This window comes from Cohnella massiliensis, assembly GCF_900169535.1.
GTDB classification, from domain to species: domain Bacteria; phylum Bacillota; class Bacilli; order Paenibacillales; family Paenibacillaceae; genus Cohnella; species Cohnella algarum.
The window spans coordinates 1,043,671-1,061,606 of sequence record NZ_LT821259.1; the positions used below are offsets into that span (position 1 = coordinate 1,043,671).

Genomic DNA, 17,936 nt, shown 5'->3' on the forward strand with positions numbered 1-17,936 from the left:
AGCGAACGTCCCGCGCGCCTGGGCCGGGTTCGTCCCGGAAAACGCCCGGTTCGTTGCCGGGGCAGGTATGCCGGGACTATAATGGAGGAAAGCCGTAAAGCGAATCGGAGGTGTCATGCCGCGTGAGCGAGCCGAAACGGAGAATCATTTTGCATATCGACATGAACGCGTTTTATTGCTCGGTTCACGCGGCTGAAGACCCGGAACGCTACGCGGGCAAAGCGACGGCCGTGGCGGGCAGCGTCGAGCTTCGCAAAGGCATCGTCGTGACCAGCTCGTACGAAGCCCGGGCGAAAGGCGTCCGCACCGGGATGACCGTCCGGCAGGCGGAACGCGCCTGTCCGGAGCTTACGCTCATCGCGCCGGATTTCGATTTGTACCGGAAATATTCCCGGGGTTTTCTTCGCATCGCCGGCAGCTATACGCCCCTAGTGGAGGCGGTGTCCATCGACGAGTGCTTTCTGGACATTACGGGCAGCGGCCAATTCGGAACGCCGATGGAAATCGCGGAAACGATCCAGCGGCGAATCCGGGAAGAGCTGTCCCTTCCTTGCTCCATCGGGGTTGCGCCGAACAAGCTGCTGGCGAAAATGGCTTCCGACATGCGCAAGCCGAACGCGATCACCGTGCTGCGAAGACGCGAGGTGCCGGCTTTGCTGTGGGGCCAGCCCTGTCAAACTTTGTATGGTATCGGCAAAAAGACCGCGGTTAAACTAGAAAAGATGAACATCCGCACGATCGGCCAGCTCGCGGCTGCCGACGTCGCGCTGTTGAAGGATAAATTCGGCGTTTACGGCGAATGGATGAAGCGCGCGGCGAACGGAATCGACGACTCGCCGGTCGAGCCGATCCGGGAAGCCGCGAAATCGGTCGGGCATACGACGACGCTTCCCGCCGATTTGACCAAGAGGGAAGAATATTGCCGGGTCTTGCTCAATCTGGCCGACCAGACGACGAGGAGACTGCGCCGCAAATCGATGCTTTGTTCGACGGTGCAAATCGTCATTCGCGATCCCGACATGAAAACCATTACGCGTGCGACGACCTTGAACGCGCCGATCGAATCCGCCGAAGAAGTCTACCGCGAGGCCTGCAGGCTGATGGACATCCATTGGAAAGAGGGAGAGCCGATCCGCCTGCTCGGCATTACGCTCCAAGGGCTGTCGGCCAAAAGCGAAACGCCGGTGCAGCTGGACTTGTTCAGCTACCGCGAAGCTCCGCGCAAGGAACGGCTTCATACGGTCATGGACCGGCTTCGCGACAAATACGGCGAAAACGCCGTGCTGACGGCCGGAATGCTGACGGACGATCCGTCCGCGCTCATTCGCAACAAAAAAATACGGGGAACGTCGCTCGAAACCGATTTTTTGCGCGAACAGGACCCTCTTCAAGACCCGAATTTATAAGGAAATGTGATCCAAGCCATTGATTTTTTTTGTTTGATCTCGTATAGCATTTATATTATATTGAAATTATGAACTTTTTGGCTGGATTGATTTGAGGAGGTTACATTCATGGCTAAATTCACTTACGTAGATAAGGATACATGCATCGCTTGCGGAGCATGCGGCGCAACGGCCCCCGATATTTACGATTACGACGACGAGGGTCTTGCCGAAGTTATATATGAAGGCGACGGAAACCACGGCAACACGGAAATCCCGGAAAGCTTGTACGACGACCTCCAGGACGCCGCGGACGGCTGTCCGACCGATTCGATCAAAATTTCGGACTCGCCTTTCAATAACTGATTTTGCGTCATCTGGCTCTCTTGGGCGTGCGGCCCGAGAGGGCTTTTTTGTTGAGTCCCGAGAAATTTGTCGATTTTTAAGTTTTCTTAACGTAACCGCGATATAATGGAAAACACTTGTCAGCATCTGCATAAAGGTGGGGAAACGCTTGCGCGAACGCGTGAAAAGGTGGACCATCGTACTTAACGCGATTTTATTGATTGCCGTCTTTTTCGTCCATCAGGAAAAATGGCTCCAGCGGATCGATAATTTGCTATTCGACGCGAATATGGCAAGATCCGCCGCCCTGCCCTCCAAAGATATTATCGTCGTCGCGATCGATGACGACTCGCTGGCCGAGCTGGGGAGGTTCCCCTGGGAGCGGGCGATTTACGCGCCTTTTTTGGATATGCTGAATCAGCCCGGCTTCGAGCCGGCCGCCATCGGCTTCGATATCGTTTTTTCCGAGAGCTCGGATCCGGACAACGACGCCGCTTTTTCGGAGGCGCTTGCGCAGTATGACAACGTTATTCTCCCCGTTATCGGACTAACGGAAGGCGACGTGTTCGGCACGACGACGATATCGAAGGGAGATTTTCTTACCGCCTACGATATTCAGATGCCGATTCCCGAATTCGCCGACAACGCGCGCCTGGCTCATATCAATCGGGTCGTCAGCCCCGACGGCGTCATCCGGCAGACGTGGCTGAACATCCGGACCCGGGACGGGGAGACGGTCCCTTCGCTCGGGCTTTTGGCTGCCGAAATGGCCGGGGCGGACCTGAGCAAATACGAGGATATGACCGATCCGGACAAGCTGTTCGATTCCAAGCGCGCGGCCAAAAACACGATCACGATCGACTACCAGCTGACCAGCGAAGACGTGCAAACCGTGTCGTTCAGCCGGGTGCTGAACGGAGAAATCGACCCGAGCGTGTTCAAGGACGCGGTCGTGCTCGTCGGCTTTACGGCGGCCGGGCTGTCCGACGCGTCGGCGCAGGATACCGGGGCGACGCCGATCGAGAAGCATATGAGTCTCGTTTACGTCCATGCCAACATCGTTAACCAGCTTATGCACGGCACCTCCGTTTCTTACGCGGACGGGTGGCTCGTTCTGCTGGCCGGCCTCGTTCTGTTTTTATTTTTCATCTATTTGCCTTGGCGGACGAAAAACGTCTATTCCATCCTGATCTTCCTGGCCGTCGGCGCGGGCATCGTTTACGGGCAGCAGGCTCTGTACGCGGCCGGCAAGACGCATATTCCGGTTACGACCGCGCTGCTTGCCGTCACGCTGGCTTATCTCGCGAACGTGTCGCTCAAGTCGTATTTGGAAAGCTCGCAAAAAAGCTTCGTCACGCGGCAATTCGGCCGCTACATTTCGCCGGATCTCGTCAAGCAGATCGTCTCGCAGGATATCGACATCAAGCTGGGCGGCGTTTCGAAAAACATTACCGTCCTGTTTCTCGATATTCGCGGGTTTACGCCCCTCTCGGAGAAGCTGTCGCCTCCCGAACTCGTCGATACCCTCAACACGATGTTCGACATGATCACCCGGACGACGCTGGACAACCGCGGCACGATCGACAAATTTATCGGGGACGCGGCGATGATTTTGTTCAATGCGCCGCTCGACGTCGAGGACCACGAACGGCTGGCGGTCAAGACGGCGTTCGAAATCCAGGAGGGCATGAAGTCGATCCGCGAGCAAATTGCGGAGCGCTACGGCTGCGAAGTGAACGTCGGCATCGGCATTCACGCCGGCAACGTCGTCGTCGGCAATATCGGCTCGTATTTGCGGGTGGATTACACGGCGATCGGCGACAACGTCAACATCGCGGCGCGGATCGAATCGCAGACGAAGCCGGGGCAGGTGATGGTGTCCGAAGCCGTCTATGAAAAAACGAAACACGTTTTTTCCTTCGGAGAGGGCGAGGATCGGATGTTCAAGGGCAAATCCCTGCCCATTAAAGTGTTCGAGCTGATCGGTCCCAAACAAGCGGACGTCGGGTAGATCGGAAGTCGCGGATTTTCCGGCAGCCTGAAATTCCGTTCTCTCTTCGCCGATATATAGGAGAAACGAGAGACCGGAGGGGGATTCCGGATGCGAAAAGACGATCAATTGGAAGACCAGATCCGGCAGTTTTACGAGAATGTGCCGGATGTGGCCGATTCGTTGCCTTTGAAGGATTACCTGCTGAAGCATGAAAATAACCAGATGGCGTGGTATTTGCTCGGCAAGCAGTACGCCGCGCGCGGCGAGGAAGCGAAAGCCAACTACTGCTTCGGCCAGGCCGGTCCCATCTACGAAGCGTTCGAGGCGCGGGCGAATCCGCTGCTTTCCGTTCAGGGAGAGGCCGCGCCCAAGCCGGCACGGCGCAGCCGCCTGCGCCGCGCCGTTTCGCTACTCGGCGCAGCGCTCGTCGTCGCGGCGGCGATCGCGCTGCCGGGCGGGCGGGCGGCGGCTCCGACGGAAGCCGACGGGACGGCCCCGCAAGCGCAGGCCGAAGCGCCCCCGGCAGCGGCTTCGCCGTCCGGAACGCCGGCCGCGCCCGAACCGGCGCCCCCGGCCGCCACCGCTCCGCCAAGCGGCGGCTTCGCCTACGTGGCGGGCGCCGCGACTCCCGAGGCGGACGGCATGCAGGCCCTCGGCCAGCTGCTGACCGCGGAGGCCGGGGGCACGGAGTCGCTGCTCGTCCAGGCGCCGGCGCTCGGCAAGTGGACCGACTGGGTCGGAAGCGGGAAGCCGCTGGCCAAAGTGGCGATGTACCGCTCCGATGCGGCCGCCGCGATCGATTGGTACGATCCGAGGTGGTGCCCATGCGGCACGGCCCAGGATCCGACCGAGCCGCAGCAAGCGGTCGCGGACTGGAAGCCGTTGCAGGAAGGCAAGCTGATGCTGCGCTCGGCGATGCTCCATTACAAGGAGCGGACGGGAAGCTGGCCGAAGTCTCCGGAAGAGCTCGCGGGCGCGTATCCGGCCAATGCGGTCGCCGGCTGGTCGGAAGATTTGGGCGCCTGGTTCGCGGAGCTTCGCGAGGAATTGGAGAAGGTCGACGGCGCCATTCCGAAGACGGTCGGCTGGCCCGACGCCAGCGGAACGACGGCGCAAGGGATCGGCATGCCGGCGGGTTCGCTCGCTTCGATGACCGAGCATCCGTTACGAATCATCGTCGATAAAAAAAATTACCGACTCGCGGTCGTCAGCGGAAACGTGCTCATCCGGAACTATCCGGTCGGCCTGGGCGGAGACAAGACGCCCGAAGGCACGTTCGTCATCACCGAGAAGGTACGCGATCCGAACGGCCGCTCGGACGGAGCGTTCGGAAGCCGCGGGATGACGCTCTCCGATACGCTGTACGCGATCCACGGCACGGACGAGCCGGACAGCATCGGCAAGGACGATTCGCTCGGCTGCGTGCGAATGGGAAAGGAAGATCTGGAGGAGCTGTACGATTTGGTTCCGCTCGGAACGCAGGTCACCATCGTCAAAGAGGGCCTGCCCACGACCCTGCGCATTCCCGAGGAACGCTTCCGGCTAACGCCGGCGCAGGACGAGACAAACCCTCATAAAACCTATAATTGGCTGGGATGACGAAGCGCGGCGGAAAACCGTCAAATGTTCAACGCGAGCAGCGTTCCGACGACAATGACGACGACGCCGAAGGCTACGCCGATCCAGATCAATCCCTTTTTGTTGACTTCCTCCTTCTGCTTTGCCTGGGGCATGGCGGAAGGTTTCTTTTTCGGTGCGCTCATCGATATCAAACCTTTCATAACGGATAAAATAATGCTTAATCTATATTGTAAACGGTTCCTCCGCAAAAAGCCAGATTTGGGGCCGGCCGGGCGGCTTACGGGCGCAAAGCTCCCTTTTCTTTTCCCGAAGAAAAGGCTAAACTGATACCCGAAGGTTTTATTCTGGTGCAAAGCGGGTGTCGGACGGTTGTTGTATAAGTTGGTCAAACCATTTTTTTTCAGCATGGACGCCGAAAAGGCGCATCACCTCGTCGTCGACGGCCTGGGCGCGGCGGGGCGGATTCCCGGAACGACGGCGCTTCTGTCGGGAATTTGGGGCGTCGGCCGGGCTCCGGAGCTCGAAATCGACCTGTTCGGGCTGCATTTCGCCCATCCCGTGGGCCTGGCGGCCGGATTGGACAAGAACGCGAAGGCGGTTCCCGGCTTTTCGAGCATCGGGCTTTCGTTCATGGAAGTCGGAACGGTAACGCCGAAAGGCCAGCCCGGCAACGATCTGCCGAGGCTGTTCCGGTTGCCGCCCGACGAGGCGCTCATCAATCGGATGGGATTCAACAACGAAGGGGCCGAAGCGATGGCGGCGCGTCTGGCCCGTCTCGGAGGCCGGAAAATTCCGCTGGCGGTCAACATCGGGAAAAACAAAGCGACGCCCAACGAGCATGCGGCGGACGATTACCGGGAGTGCCTGAGGCTGCTGTACCCGCACGGGGATTTTTTCGTCGTCAACATCAGCTCGCCGAATACGCCGGACTTGCGGCTTCTGCAGCACGGGGACGAATTGCGGGGGCTGCTGGACGCGGTCCGCGACGAGCGGGATCGCCAGGCGCGGACAGCCGGAGGGACGCCGAAGCCGATCGTCGTCAAAATCGCGCCCGACAACAGCGAGGAGCAGCTCGCCTACATGGCGGAAGCGATCCGGATCAGCGGCATGGACGGCATCATCGCGACGAATACGACGATCGGGCGGAACGGGCTCACGCATGCGAACGCCGGCGAAACGGGCGGCTTGAGCGGCCGGCCGTTGACGAAGCGCTCGACGGAGGTGATCCGGACGCTTTACGCCATGACGGGCGGGAAGCTGCCGATTGTCGGCTCCGGAGGCATTTTCACGGCGCAAGACGCCTACGATAAAATCCGTGCGGGTGCAAGCCTCGTCGAGGTGTATACGGCGATGATCTACAAAGGCCCCGGCGTCGTCGGCGAGATTGTCCGGGGGCTCAAGGAGCTGCTGCGCAAGGACGGGTTCGAACGGATTGCCCAAGCGATCGGAGCGGATCACCGGTAAAAGCGGCGGAAAGGAGGCAGCATGGACGGCAGAGACTGGAATAAATTTTTGCTCCCGTACCAGCAGGCGGTCGAGGAATTGAAAGTGAAGTTCAAGACGCTGCGCACCGAGCTGAAGGCAAGGGAAGAGTACGCTCCGATCGAGTTCGTGACCGGCCGGGTGAAACGAATCTCCAGCATTCTGGAAAAGGCGAAACGGCTTTCGGTTCCGCTCGACCAAATCGAAACGGGAATCGAGGATATCGCGGGCATTCGGATTATGTGCCAATTCGTGGAGGACATCAGCACGGTAGCGGAGCACATACGCAAGCGCAGAGACTTGGCGATCGTTTACGAGAAGGATTATATCAATCATCCGAAAGAAAGCGGATACCGGAGTTATCATCTTATCGTCACTTACCCGGTCCAGACTTCGCTCGGCTCGATGCCGGTGCTTGCGGAAATTCAAATCCGCACGCTCGCGATGAATTTTTGGGCGACGATCGAGCATTCGCTCAATTACAAATATCGCGAGCAGCTGCCCGAGGACGTGAAGGAGCGGCTTTACAAAGCCGCGGAAGCCGCTTTTCTGCTCGACACCGAAATGTCAAGCATCCGCCAGGAAATCGTCGAGGCCCAGCAGGGCTTCGAAGAGAAGTCGGGAATTGTCCGCAAAGTGCTGAACGACATTCAAAGCCTCTATTTTTTCCGCCGGATCCGGGAAGCGGCCCAGTTCCAGCTCCGCTTCAACGAGCTGTGGGAGCAGGAGGATATTTGGGGACTGACCGAATTGTCCGCGGAAATCCAGGAGGCGCTCGTGCGCGCGGGCAAAAGCTCCAACCCGTAATAGATGCAAAAACCTTCCGCTCCCGGCCTTCGGATGCCGCGAACGGAAGGTTTTTTACGATGCGAAATAGAGAAGGTTCATCCCGGTCGTGATGAACGGCCCGCTAAACCTGATACAGATAAAAGACGTAATCGGTCGGGACGCCTTGATGGCCGAGCTGGCGAAGCATGGCGGTCAAATTGCCCCGGTGATAGGTGCCGTGATTGACGATATGCTCGACGATTTCCGAATGCGGCGCGCGCAAGGTGCCGAACGTCGGATGCGGGTATTCCTTGACGGCTTCGACGTCCTCGAGGGAATCGACGAGCGCCAGAAATTCCTGCCCCAGCGCTTCGAAGGCTTGCTCCAGTTCGTCGAGCGCAAAGCTTTGCGCCTGCGCCATCCGTTCGCTCACCTTGTCCACGATATCCGGATAAAGCAAGGACGAAAGCGCCTTGAGCCAGACGTTGTCGATCCGGTACATGTGCAGGAGCGCGTCCCGCAACGAAGGGAAAACGCTTTGAATCGGTCCGGTCAGCGTTTCCGCGAGCTTTGCTACCGCCCTCGTTAACGCCTCTTCGTACGGATAACCCGCTTTCTCGGCGAACTGCGCGGCGTGCACAAGCGCTTTCTGTTCCTCCTTGTCGAAAAAGAGCAGCGTCTCGTCCGTCGGCCTTAGCAGCCGGTAGCCGCCGTTATGTCCGGAATCGGCGATGATCGGAACGCCGCTCGCGCAAAGGGTGTCGATATAGCGGTAGACGGTGCGGACATGCATTTCAAGCCGGTCGGCGATGGTTTTGGCGGTCATTCGGCGTCCGGATTTGAGCAGCCATAAAATCGCCAACAGGTTGTGCCTTGGACATGCGGAGCGTTCTCCTCCCGTCGCATTTGCTGAATTCCTTTATTTATACAACAGGGCGGACCTTGCGGACTTGCATGCGGGAAACGGTTGACGGGTGACGGGGGATGGGGGACGGAAGAGTGCCAAAGGAAGAGTGACGAGGTTCGCCGAAAAGTGGACAAGTTCCGATTCCTCCCGTACAGTTAAGAGATGCAAGGAAACGATCCGGATCGGAGAAGAAAGAAGTGAACGACGTTGAAAAAAACGATAAGACTCGATAAAATGCTCGGCAACCTCGGCTTCGGCTCGCGAAGCGAAGTCAAGCAATGGGTACGCCAGGGATCGGTCACGGTGAACGGCGTTGCGGCGAAGGATCCCGGCATGCAGATCCGGCCGGAAGAGGATGCGGTCGCGCTCGACGGAGAGCCGGTCGTATACCGCGAAACGGTGTACGTCATGATGAACAAGCCGGCCGGACTCGTTTCCGCCACGGAAGACCGCCGCGATCGGACGGTCGTCGATCTGCTGCCGGACGAGCTTCGCGCGCGCGCGCCTTTTCCCGTCGGCAGGCTGGACAAGGATACCGAAGGCTTGCTGCTGCTGACGAACGACGGCAAGCTGGCGCACGATTTGCTGTCTCCGCGAAAGCACGTGCCGAAGACGTACCGGGCGCTGATCGAGGGGGAGACGGGGGAGCGGGACGCGGAAGCGTTCGCGGCCGGCGTGACGCTGGACGACGGGTATGTGACGCTGCCGGCCCGGCTGCGCGTGCTTGCGGCCGCTCCGCCCGGAGCCGAGCCCGGAGATCGCGAAATGGCCGAGGCGATGGAGCGGGTCCGGCGGACGCCCGAATTGCGGCGGGCGGAACTGGAGCTTGCGGAGCGCCATCGCTCCGCGCTTAGCTGGATCGAGCTCACGATCCAGGAAGGGAAGTTTCATCAGGTCAAGCGCATGTTCGAGGCGGTCGGCCAACGGGTGTTGTACTTGCGTCGGTCGGCGATGGGGCCGCTGTCGCTCGACCCGGCTCTCGAACCGGGGCAATGGCGGGAATTGACGGAAGCGGAAATGGAGCGGCTTCGCGAGTATCGGAAGGGGTTTTGAACGATGACATTTCGTTTAATTGCATTGGACGTTGACGGGACGCTGCTGAACGACGAACACGAGCTGACCCCGCGCGTAAGAGACGCGGTCCGGGCCGCCGCGGCCGGAGGGGCGGAAATCGTGCTTTGCACGGGGCGCGGTTCGAACAGCGCGCTTCCCGTTCTGGATTCGCTCGGATTGGAAGGGACGCTCGTCACCCACAACGGCGCTTGCATCGTGGAAAGCAAATCGCGCAAAGCGCTCCGGGAGTCCGTCATCGAAGCGAACGCAATCGGCAAGTATTTGGCCTATTGTCGCGAATCGGGCGTTCATTTCGACATGAACACGGCATTCGATCTATACGTAGAAAGCATGACCGATGAAATCGCCGGCATGTACGAGCGGTTGCTCGTCAAGCCGATCCTCTGGGAGCAAAGCCGCGGCGTGCCGGAAGGGCTGCTGAAAGTATCGATCTTCGCGGAAAAGGAAGCGCTGGACCGGATGGAAGAGGAGTGGGCGTCGTGGGAGCACGAGCTGCAAACGGTGCGGAGCGGGGATTACTTCTTCGACGTGCAGCACAAGGAGGCGACCAAGGGCGCGGCCCTGGCGCATTTGGCAAGCCAGCGCGGCGTCCGTCCGGAGGAGGTGCTCGCGATCGGCAACTATTACAACGATATCGGGATGATTCGTTTCGCGGGTTTGGGGGTCGCGATGGCGAACTCTCCGGACCCGGTCAAGGAAGCCGCCGACGAGACGACCGTCTCCAACAATGAGGACGGCGTGGCCGTCGTTCTGGAGGAGAAGGTGATTCGTCCGGCGAACGGCGGCGCCGTCCGCTAAACGCCAATCTTGTCTAAGGGGCGGTTACGGGCGAGGGTCGGGCTGAGTCAAGAGGCCGAAGGAAAAAATGCTTGGGCCAGCGTCAGGTTCACGAGGCGGGCAACGGCCCGTCGGCGGAATTAACGGCCCCGATAGGCCGTTATTCACGAAATATTCCGCAATGCGGGCCAATAACGGCCCCGAGAGACCGTTATTCGCGAAATTTCCAGCAATACGGGTAAATAGCGGCCTCGATAGGCCGTTATTTCGTTTAAATGATGCCGAAAGCGGCCCGTTGGCGGAATTAACGGCCCCGGGAGGCCGTTATTCGCGAAATAATCCGCAATGCGAGCCAATAACGGCCTCGATAGGCCTTTATTCACGAAATATCCCGCATTGCGGCCAAATAACGGCCCCGTGAGGCTTGCCTCAAGACAGAAGAGGCCGCCTCTCAGGTCAATTTTGACCTTTCGAGACAGCCCCTTCTTCCTTTTTCCGCTTTGCGGAAAGCGAAATTCCGCCGGTTATCAGTAACCGGCTTTGAGGATGATGACGAGCAGGATAAACAGGACCAGCACGAAGGCTGCCGATGCGTAGTAGCCGCCGACAACACCGGACATGCAAATTCCTCCTTCAAGAGAAAGTGTTGTTGGTTGCCGAAGCGGGCGTTCCGCGCTTGCAAACTGTCCCGTTCTTCGGTCTACACTATACTATGAGGAAGGCGAAGTCCCGAATTGGACATTTACCCCGGATCGGCTGATTTTGGGCGATAGCGGAAAAACCGCCAAAACCGCCAAAACCGCCAAAACCGCCAAAACCGCCAAAACCGCCAAAACCGCCAAAACCGCCAAAACCGCCAAAACCGCCAAAACCGCCAAAACCGCCAAGTCTTGGCGAAACAGCTGAACTGCAAAAAATTTACTTCTTCCAACCAATCCAATAAAACCGTCAAATCCGTCAAACGGCAATCCGGGCCGACCGGCATCGGCTAAAGCATGCGCAGCCCTTTGGGAAGCCGGTTTTTGAGCTGACGGTCGCTCGCTTTGAACCAGCCGAGCGGCCAGCCGTCGGCCGTGAGCAAGCCCCAGCCCTTGACTTCGCTTCCTGCGGCCAGGCTCTCCCCCCGCAAGTACGCGGCGACTTCCGGAGAATCGGCCGGATAGTCCGCCGCGCAAGCCGCGGCGGAGGCGTCCAGCGCCATGGCCAGCGCATGGGACGGCTCGAAGCGGCCCTTGACCGCGTCGCCCAGGTGCAGGCCGGGACGGGGCGTGCGCAGCCCGTCCAGCGATGCGACGCTCAGCGGGGACCCTTCCGGCTGCGGCAGCCAGTAGAGCGAGTCCCCGAACAGCAGGGGGACGCCGTCCGCGGGCAGGCGGAAGCCGGGCAGCGCCGCATTCGCAAACGCATGGAACAACTGCAAGGCGGTCGGTGCCGCTTTGTCGGTTTTGGCCGCTTTCCGGTCGGCGCTCCGGGCGCGAGATTTCGATCCCTTGTTTTCGGGCGGCGCCCGGTCGAGCGAACGCTTCTCGAGCACGGCGGCATAGTGGCCTTCGCCCTCTACCCGATGCGGCCATAATCTTTCTTCCTTGAGCAGCGCGAATTCCGGAAATTCGCCAAGCAGCCAGCGAACCGTTCGTTCGTTTTCCTCGCGATTGAACGTGCAAGTCGAATAAACGAGCCGTCCGCCCGGCCGCAGCATCGCTGCTGCATCGCGCAAAATGTCGCGCTGACGGGCGGCGCAGCCGGCCACCGCCTCCTCGGACCACTCGGCGGCCGCATCGGGATCCTTCCGGAACATGCCCTCCCCGGAACAGGGCGCGTCCAGCATGATCCGGTCGAACGCCTCGGGCCACCGCTCCGCGAGCGGTCCCGGGGCGGAATTGACGACCACCGCGTTGGCGATGCCCATTCGTTCTACGTTTTCGGCCAAAATTTTGGCGCGGGACGGATGGATTTCGTTGGCGACGAGGAGGCCCCGCCCCTTCATGCGGGCGGCGATCTGGGTCGTCTTGCCCCCGGGCGCCGCGGCGAGATCGAGCACGATTTCGCCCGGTTGCGGATCGAGCAGCTCCGCGGCGATCATCGCCGACGGCTCCTGGATGTAAAAGAGCCCGGCGGCATGATAGGGGTGCTTTCCCGGGCGGGCGTTTTCGTCGTAGTAGTAGCCGGTGTCGCACCAGGGCACCCTTCGCAGCCCGAAGCGATCCCGAATCCCGGCAAACCGGATGTCGTCCGGGTTCAGCTTTCCCGGATTCAGGCGCAGGCCGTAAGCCCGAGGCCGATCGTAAGCTTGCAAAAATTCGCCGGCCTCCCGCTCTCCGAGCAGGTCTCGGATGCGCCGGACGAAAGGTTGCGGAAGTCGCGTCATACAGGTCTTCTCCTTCAAGGCGTTCGGAATTCTCCGATCGAATGGCTGGTCGGTACCAGTATACACGACCGGAAGGGGATTACACGAGCGAGGCGAAATCCGTGACCCGGTTTTTGCCCGTTTTTTTGGAATGGTACATCGCTTCGTCGGCCTGCTTCATGAGCTGCTCCGCAGTGATGCCTTTGGCGGCGCGGCTTACGCCCACGCTGACCGTGACGATCGTTTCCTTCTCGATTCGGGCGCGGATCGCTTCGGCAACTTTCTCGGGGGAAACGCCACCGGCCGAGACAAAGGCCACAAGCTCCTCCCCGCCGTAGCGGCCGGCGAGCCCGACATCTTCCGTCTCCTCCATCAGAATCGCCGCCGCCTGCTTCAGCACGACGTCCGCCTGCTGATGCCCCTGGGTGTCGTTAAGCTTTTTGAAGTTGTCGATATCGCAAAAGATGGCGCCGACCGGCAGGCCGTCGCGCAAGGCGCGTTCGAGCTGCGAGGAGAAGAAGCGCCGGTTGAACAGGCTTGTAAGGCCGTCCGTAATTGACGAACGATACGCCGATTGCAAAATTTCGACGACGCGCTCGAACAAAATCATGAACAAAAAGATAAAATACGCGATTGGCAAAAGCGCCGACAACGATGAATAGAATAAAGAACCGAGATCGAAAAAACGGCTTGCCAGCTGCAGCAAATGAAGGAGCGCGGCGATGGCCAGGCTGACGACGTAACGGACTCTCTGGCCGATATGGGGGGCGAACATGAGCCCGAACAGCGGGCACAAGACGAGCAGGTAAATGTCGAAAACCGGGGCCGCTTTCGTCCCGTTTTCCCAAAGCTGCGCCAGGGATTCCGTGCCCGCGAACAGTCCCGTGACGGCGATGGAAGCGCCGATGCCGAGCAAGGAGTAGAACCAAGCGCGTGTGCGGGACCGTTTTTTGTGGTAGAGTTCAAATATGGAGAAGTTGACGACGATGAAGGAAGCGACGTTCAGCGCGTCGGAAACGAAAACGAGAAGCGCCTGTTCGCCGCCGCCGACTGCGATCGCCAGTTCGAAAATCTGGTGCGCAAGACAGAGCGCAAGCGCGACAAGCAAATCCAAATACGTTCGCCGCCGCGTTTGCATATGAAGCCGGTATGCCATGAACAACATCAGAAATAGCAAAATGAAAGAAATGAGCGAAGAGAACGGATGCAGCAAGTTTAAATTGTTCTCCCAGAACGCAGCGGAATTCATAGATGCCCCCCAGCGGTTTCCTTTACAGAAACATATGTTCTAATATATCATAACTTTAATAGAGCGAGTAGCGGGTTGAAAGGAGGAGTCGCCCATGAATATTCTGCAGGCGCTTTTTTTCCCCCCGGAGCAACCGGGAGGCGTCTCTTCCATGGTGCCGTACATCGGCGAGCGGTTCCGGAAAATCGGCTGGGAAATGGAATTGTTTTCGCTGCCGAAGCGAATTCGCAACAAGGGCCAGGAGGATATCGAGTTCGAAACGTTCGATTGGCGCGATTTCGCGGGCAACCCGACCGTCGACAAATATATTCAAACGCTTAAAGACTACATTTGGTGGATCAGGCTGCGGCTCAAGGGCTCGTACGATTTGATTCACGCGCACCATCCGGTGGCCGCGCTCGCGATGAGGCGCATTTACCCGGATACCCCGATTTTGATGACCGTTCACTCCAGCTTCGAGAAGGAGCTCATTTTGAACGGGCGCATTGCCGAAGGCGGGCCCGAGCATCGGTTTCTCACATCGCTGTACGGCGAATTGGAGCGCAAGACGGACGCGCTTATGACGGTGTCGCATTCGTTCGCCCGGTACATGGGCAAATTTCTGGCCGCGCCGGAAGCGGTGAGGGTCATGCCGAACGGCTATGACGAGAGAAGGTTCAAGCCGATTTCGCACGACAACGAGGTCACCCAGCTGGTCACGGTATGCCGGCTGGTCCCCGCCAAGGGAATCGATATTTTGCTGCGCGCCTGCGCGGAACTGAGGCGCAGAGGAAGGCCGTTCGTCCTGCACATTATCGGCGACGGTCCGATTCGCGAGGAGCTCGAGTCGCTGGCTCAGCAGCTCGGCATTTACGAGGATACGATCTTTTACGGCTATATGCTGCATCCGGAAGAGCTGATGCCGTTTTTCGACGTGTTTGTTTTGCCGTCGCGCGCGGAGGCGTTCGGCTCCGTATTCGCGGAGGCCGCGCTGTGCTTGCTCGCCCTTGTCGGAACCGACGTCGGGGGGATTTCGGAGCAGATCGAGGACGGCGTGAACGGCCGGCTCGTTCCGCCGAACGATCCGGACGCGCTTGCCGAAGCGCTGGACAACATGATCGTCGATCCGCATTTCCGTTACGAAATGGCGAGAGCCGCCTGGAACAAGGCCAAGAAGGCGTACTCCCTCAATCGCGTCATTTCCGAATTGAAGAAAATTTATCTCGATATGGCGCCCGGCAAGGAAGGGTAACGGTTCGCCGGACGAGATCAGGCTGGGGGCGGGAGCGGAGGCTTGGCCTTAAGATCCCGGTTGCGTATGATGAGCAGCAGCCAGCCGAGAGAGAGCATCCCGAACAGCGGATAAAGCGTCGTCAGCAGCGTGCCGAACCCGACTTGCCCCAGCAGGAAGCAGAATAGAAGAAGCGACAGCGTAATCCACGTTCGGGATGCGCTGATCCTTCTTTGCACCTGCAGCGTAAGCCCGTACAGGTCGGCAACGAGCGTCGTGAAGATTTCCGCAAAGATAAGAAAGACGAAAATCCAATGGATCAACGGCCCGAGCTCGCGGGCGATGCCGCCCATCGGAATTTCGAATTGCTGAACGCCCGGCATGCGCGCCGACAGGGCGAAATGGCCGGCCATCAGCATCGTTCCGATTCCGATGCCGCCGAGTATGGCGCCTCGGCGCAAGATTTTGGCGTCCCCGACGAGGGACCCCAGCGGGACTAGGACCGCTTGCGACATCGACAGATTGAAAGATGCGTACAGGAACGGGGACATCCAGGCGGCGACGGGGGACAATCCGGTTTCGAGCGTTATCCAATTGTCGATTCCCGGGCCTTTGAGGGTGTCGGCCACGATCAAGAGCGTGAACAGCAGCATGAGGGGGACGATGATCGAATTGACCGAAATGATGGCGTTGATGCCTTTTCGAACCAGGTAAAAGCAGGCGATCGACGTAAGCAGCATCCCGCTTTGGGTGCTTATATGGATATGTTCCGAGAAAATCGAACCGGCTCCGGCCAGCATCACGGAATTGACGCATAACAGAATGCCGAGCATGACATGGCTGACCCAGGCGCCCGCCCGATCTCCGAACAGATATTTGTTCAAATCCTCGTAAGACCTCGCCTTGATTTTCGCCGACAGCAGCATCATCTTCGCGCCGAGCCACACGAAAAACAGAGTCGATATCAAAATGAGCAGCGCACCTATATGGCCGAACCGGGTAAAAAACTGCAGCACTTCTTTTCCCGTTGCGAATCCGGCGCCGACCACGGTTCCGATAAACGTAAAGGCGATTTGAAAACTGCGGAACCATGCTTTCATGCTTCAGCGCCCCCTTACCCTGCCTTGTCCTAATTCTCTTTTAACAAGGTATGAGCGGAAGAGGACGGGCATGACAAAAGGATTTGCGGAGCGCCTAGTTTTGCTTGAACCATTTGACGGACAAAACCGTTCGCGTCGACGGATCGATGTCCGCTTTGACCCAGCCTTGGGCAGCGGAGGCCTGAAGCACGTTCGAATCGGACGGAACGTCGATTCCAAGCGCTTCGGCGGCCCGGGCTTCGGCTTGTCCGACGGTTAGCCCTTCGATTCCGGTCGGCACCGATGCCGCGGTAATCTCGATATAAACGGCTGCTCCCGACGCGTCGTAGCCGACGGTCAGCCCGTCGTATTCGTGCATTTGCACGTTGCCGGAACGGTCGGCGATCGGGTACCGGTCGTTCGGACTTCCCAGCTGTCCGATGACTTCATTGACGCTCATGCCGAGCGAAAGACCGGCGTACGACGGACGGGTATCCGGCGCGGCCGGCGTCGCTGCGGGGCTTTCCTGGACGCCTTGCTGCCGCAGCTCCTCCGTTTCGGGTTTAGCCGAGGAGGCCGACGCGGGGACGGCATCTCCGGAGTCGGCGGACGCTTCGCCCGTTTCGCGCGGATTCGGGCGAACGGTCTCCCTCTCGCCGGAGGAAGACGGCAATGGCAGCGGCGGCCGCGGCCCGGACAAGGCCGCGTCGCCCCCGCGATCCTGGGCGGGCATTTCGTTCGACGGAACGCCGGAAGGGGACGGGGCGGCTTGCGGCTCGATCGATCCGCTGCAAGAAACGAGAAACAAAGAAGCCGACACGGCTCCGATTAGAAGTCCGCCGAATTTTTCGGTTCTGCGCATCGAATCCCCCCCTTTTTTTCCTGTTACTAGTTAGGACTACGTTCGGCTTAGAAAAGTTTCACAAAAATTCGACATTCGGCAAATTCCCTACTTTTGTCTTATCGCGAATCGTCCGGCTCGCATCGAAAGTCATGGGGAACGTGCCGAATCGAGGGCAAAAACCGAGAACGATTCCGAGGGCGGTATCTTGCGCGGGAGGTAACGGATATGGTACTTTAAACGGAAAAGAAGAGACGGAGGAAACCGGATGGATATTCTAAAGGAAAGGATTCTGCGGGAAGCGACCGTCATGAATTCCGACGTGCTGAAGCTCGACTCGCTTCTGAATCACGGCGTCGATCCTCAGCTCACGATGGAAATGGGCGAGGAGTTCGCGAACCGTTTTCGCGGCGAGACCATTACGAAGGTGATCACGGTGGAATCCTCGGGAATTCCGGCAGCCTTCGCTACCGCATATAAGCTTGGCGTACCGCTTGTTTTCGCCCGCCGCAAAAAGACGCTGATCGGCGACAACGACGCGTATGTCGAACGCGTCCCTTCCTTTACGAAAGGAATCGTGACGGATTTGATCGTTTCCCGGCACTTGCTGAGCGCTGAGGATTCGGTGCTGTTTATCGACGATATTATCGCGAACGGGGACGCGGCGCGGGGATTGCTCAAAATCGTCGAGCAGTCGGGGGCATCCGTCGCGGGAATCGGCATCGTCCTGGAGAAAACGTTCCAGGCCGGCGGGCGCACGCTGCGGGACATGGGATACCGGGTGGAATCGCTCGTCAAAATCGCGTCCCTCGAAGGCAACGTCATCAAATTCGAGTAACGGGGCGCGAGCCCTCCTTCCTGCCGATTCCAAGCCCAATCATAGCCGATTCTCTTTTCC

Annotated in this window: 17 protein-coding genes and 1 pseudogene; 10 read left to right on the forward strand and 8 right to left on the reverse strand. The window is 59.2% G+C overall.

All coding sequences use genetic code 11. The features are described from left to right. The first annotated feature begins 122 nt into the window (after positions 1 to 122). The 4 genes from B7E11_RS18550 (at position 123) to B7E11_RS18565 (ending at position 5,322) form a co-directional block, all read left to right on the forward strand. A complete protein-coding gene (locus B7E11_RS18550; RefSeq protein ID WP_080837277.1) occupies positions 123 to 1,406 on the forward strand; it encodes a DNA polymerase IV in 1,284 nt (427 codons plus the stop codon). Between the two features lie 108 nt (positions 1,407 to 1,514). Beyond that, positions 1,515 to 1,751 carry a ferredoxin gene (locus B7E11_RS18555; protein ID WP_080837279.1) on the forward strand — a complete coding sequence of 79 codons (237 nt, stop codon included), beginning with the start codon at positions 1,515 to 1,517 and terminating at the stop codon, positions 1,749 to 1,751. Positions 1,752 to 1,899: 148 nt separating this feature from the next. Further along, complete coding sequence (locus tag B7E11_RS18560; RefSeq protein WP_139787249.1) at positions 1,900 to 3,741, forward strand: CHASE2 domain-containing protein; 1,842 nt, start codon at positions 1,900 to 1,902, stop codon at positions 3,739 to 3,741. Positions 3,742 to 3,831: 90 nt separating this feature from the next. Further along, the gene (locus tag B7E11_RS18565; RefSeq protein WP_080837284.1) at positions 3,832 to 5,322 is read left to right on the forward strand and encodes a L,D-transpeptidase; all 1,491 of its coding nucleotides are present in this window, start codon (positions 3,832 to 3,834) and stop codon (positions 5,320 to 5,322) included. A gap of 20 nt (positions 5,323 to 5,342) precedes the next feature. Here the strand turns inward: B7E11_RS18565 and B7E11_RS29655 are convergent, their stop codons facing one another. Further along, entirely contained in the window at positions 5,343 to 5,486 is a 144-nt protein-coding gene (locus B7E11_RS29655; RefSeq protein ID WP_176220805.1) for a hypothetical protein, read from the reverse strand. 187 nt (positions 5,487 to 5,673) lie between these two features. Here B7E11_RS29655 and B7E11_RS18570 point away from each other — a divergent pair, with 187 nt between their 5' ends. Both B7E11_RS18570 and yjbM read left to right on the forward strand, forming a co-directional pair. Further along, positions 5,674 to 6,768 (forward strand): quinone-dependent dihydroorotate dehydrogenase, encoded by a 1,095-nt coding sequence (locus B7E11_RS18570; protein ID WP_080837288.1) that lies wholly within the window; start codon positions 5,674 to 5,676, stop codon positions 6,766 to 6,768. 21 nt (positions 6,769 to 6,789) lie between these two features. Next, positions 6,790 to 7,593: a GTP diphosphokinase gene (gene yjbM / locus B7E11_RS18575; protein WP_080837291.1), complete on the forward strand. Its 804-nt coding sequence runs from the start codon at positions 6,790 to 6,792 to the stop codon at positions 7,591 to 7,593. 103 nt (positions 7,594 to 7,696) lie between these two features. Here the strand turns inward: yjbM and B7E11_RS31010 are convergent, their stop codons facing one another. Both B7E11_RS31010 and B7E11_RS31015 read right to left on the reverse strand, forming a co-directional pair. Then, the gene (locus tag B7E11_RS31010; protein ID WP_425430078.1) at positions 7,697 to 8,077 is read right to left on the reverse strand and encodes a DinB family protein; all 381 of its coding nucleotides are present in this window, start codon (positions 8,075 to 8,077) and stop codon (positions 7,697 to 7,699) included. A 42-nt stretch (positions 8,078 to 8,119) separates the two neighbouring features. After that, positions 8,120 to 8,419: pseudogene (locus B7E11_RS31015) on the reverse strand (helix-turn-helix transcriptional regulator); the annotation flags it as partial. Between the two features lie 249 nt (positions 8,420 to 8,668). Between B7E11_RS31015 and B7E11_RS18585 the strand changes: the two are divergent. Further along, on the forward strand, positions 8,669 to 9,514 hold the full coding sequence (locus B7E11_RS18585; RefSeq protein WP_080837293.1) for a pseudouridine synthase: 846 nt from the start codon (positions 8,669 to 8,671) through the stop codon (positions 9,512 to 9,514). Between the two features lie 3 nt (positions 9,515 to 9,517). Continuing rightward, positions 9,518 to 10,333, forward strand: a complete 816-nt coding sequence (locus tag B7E11_RS18590; protein ID WP_080837296.1) for a Cof-type HAD-IIB family hydrolase — start codon at positions 9,518 to 9,520, stop codon at positions 10,331 to 10,333. Positions 10,334 to 10,839: 506 nt separating this feature from the next. Here the strand turns inward: B7E11_RS18590 and B7E11_RS29100 are convergent. The 3 genes from B7E11_RS29100 to B7E11_RS18600 form a co-directional block, all read right to left on the reverse strand. Next, positions 10,840 to 10,932: a sporulation protein YjcZ gene (locus B7E11_RS29100; protein WP_136368515.1), complete on the reverse strand. Its 93-nt coding sequence runs from the start codon at positions 10,930 to 10,932 to the stop codon at positions 10,840 to 10,842. Between the two features lie 368 nt (positions 10,933 to 11,300). Then, positions 11,301 to 12,680 (reverse strand): RsmB/NOP family class I SAM-dependent RNA methyltransferase, encoded by a 1,380-nt coding sequence (locus B7E11_RS18595; protein ID WP_080837297.1) that lies wholly within the window; start codon positions 12,678 to 12,680, stop codon positions 11,301 to 11,303. Between the two features lie 79 nt (positions 12,681 to 12,759). Next, on the reverse strand, positions 12,760 to 13,908 hold the full coding sequence (locus tag B7E11_RS18600; protein ID WP_080837300.1) for a GGDEF domain-containing protein: 1,149 nt from the start codon (positions 13,906 to 13,908) through the stop codon (positions 12,760 to 12,762). A 94-nt stretch (positions 13,909 to 14,002) separates the two neighbouring features. Here B7E11_RS18600 and B7E11_RS18605 point away from each other — a divergent pair, with 94 nt between their 5' ends. Next, a complete protein-coding gene (locus tag B7E11_RS18605) occupies positions 14,003 to 15,139 on the forward strand; it encodes a glycosyltransferase family 4 protein (protein ID WP_080837303.1) in 1,137 nt (378 codons plus the stop codon). A gap of 17 nt (positions 15,140 to 15,156) precedes the next feature. Here the strand turns inward: B7E11_RS18605 and B7E11_RS18610 are convergent, their stop codons facing one another. After that, a complete protein-coding gene (locus B7E11_RS18610) occupies positions 15,157 to 16,218 on the reverse strand; it encodes a YkvI family membrane protein (protein WP_080837306.1) in 1,062 nt (353 codons plus the stop codon). A 94-nt stretch (positions 16,219 to 16,312) separates the two neighbouring features. Then, complete coding sequence (locus tag B7E11_RS18615) at positions 16,313 to 17,059, reverse strand: hypothetical protein (protein WP_080837311.1); 747 nt, start codon at positions 17,057 to 17,059, stop codon at positions 16,313 to 16,315. Positions 17,060 to 17,306: 247 nt separating this feature from the next. On the opposite strand from B7E11_RS18615, the gene B7E11_RS18620 reads away from it, so the two are divergent. Continuing rightward, positions 17,307 to 17,876: a xanthine phosphoribosyltransferase gene (locus B7E11_RS18620; protein WP_080837314.1), complete on the forward strand. Its 570-nt coding sequence runs from the start codon at positions 17,307 to 17,309 to the stop codon at positions 17,874 to 17,876. Positions 17,877 to 17,936: the final 60 nt, after the last annotated feature.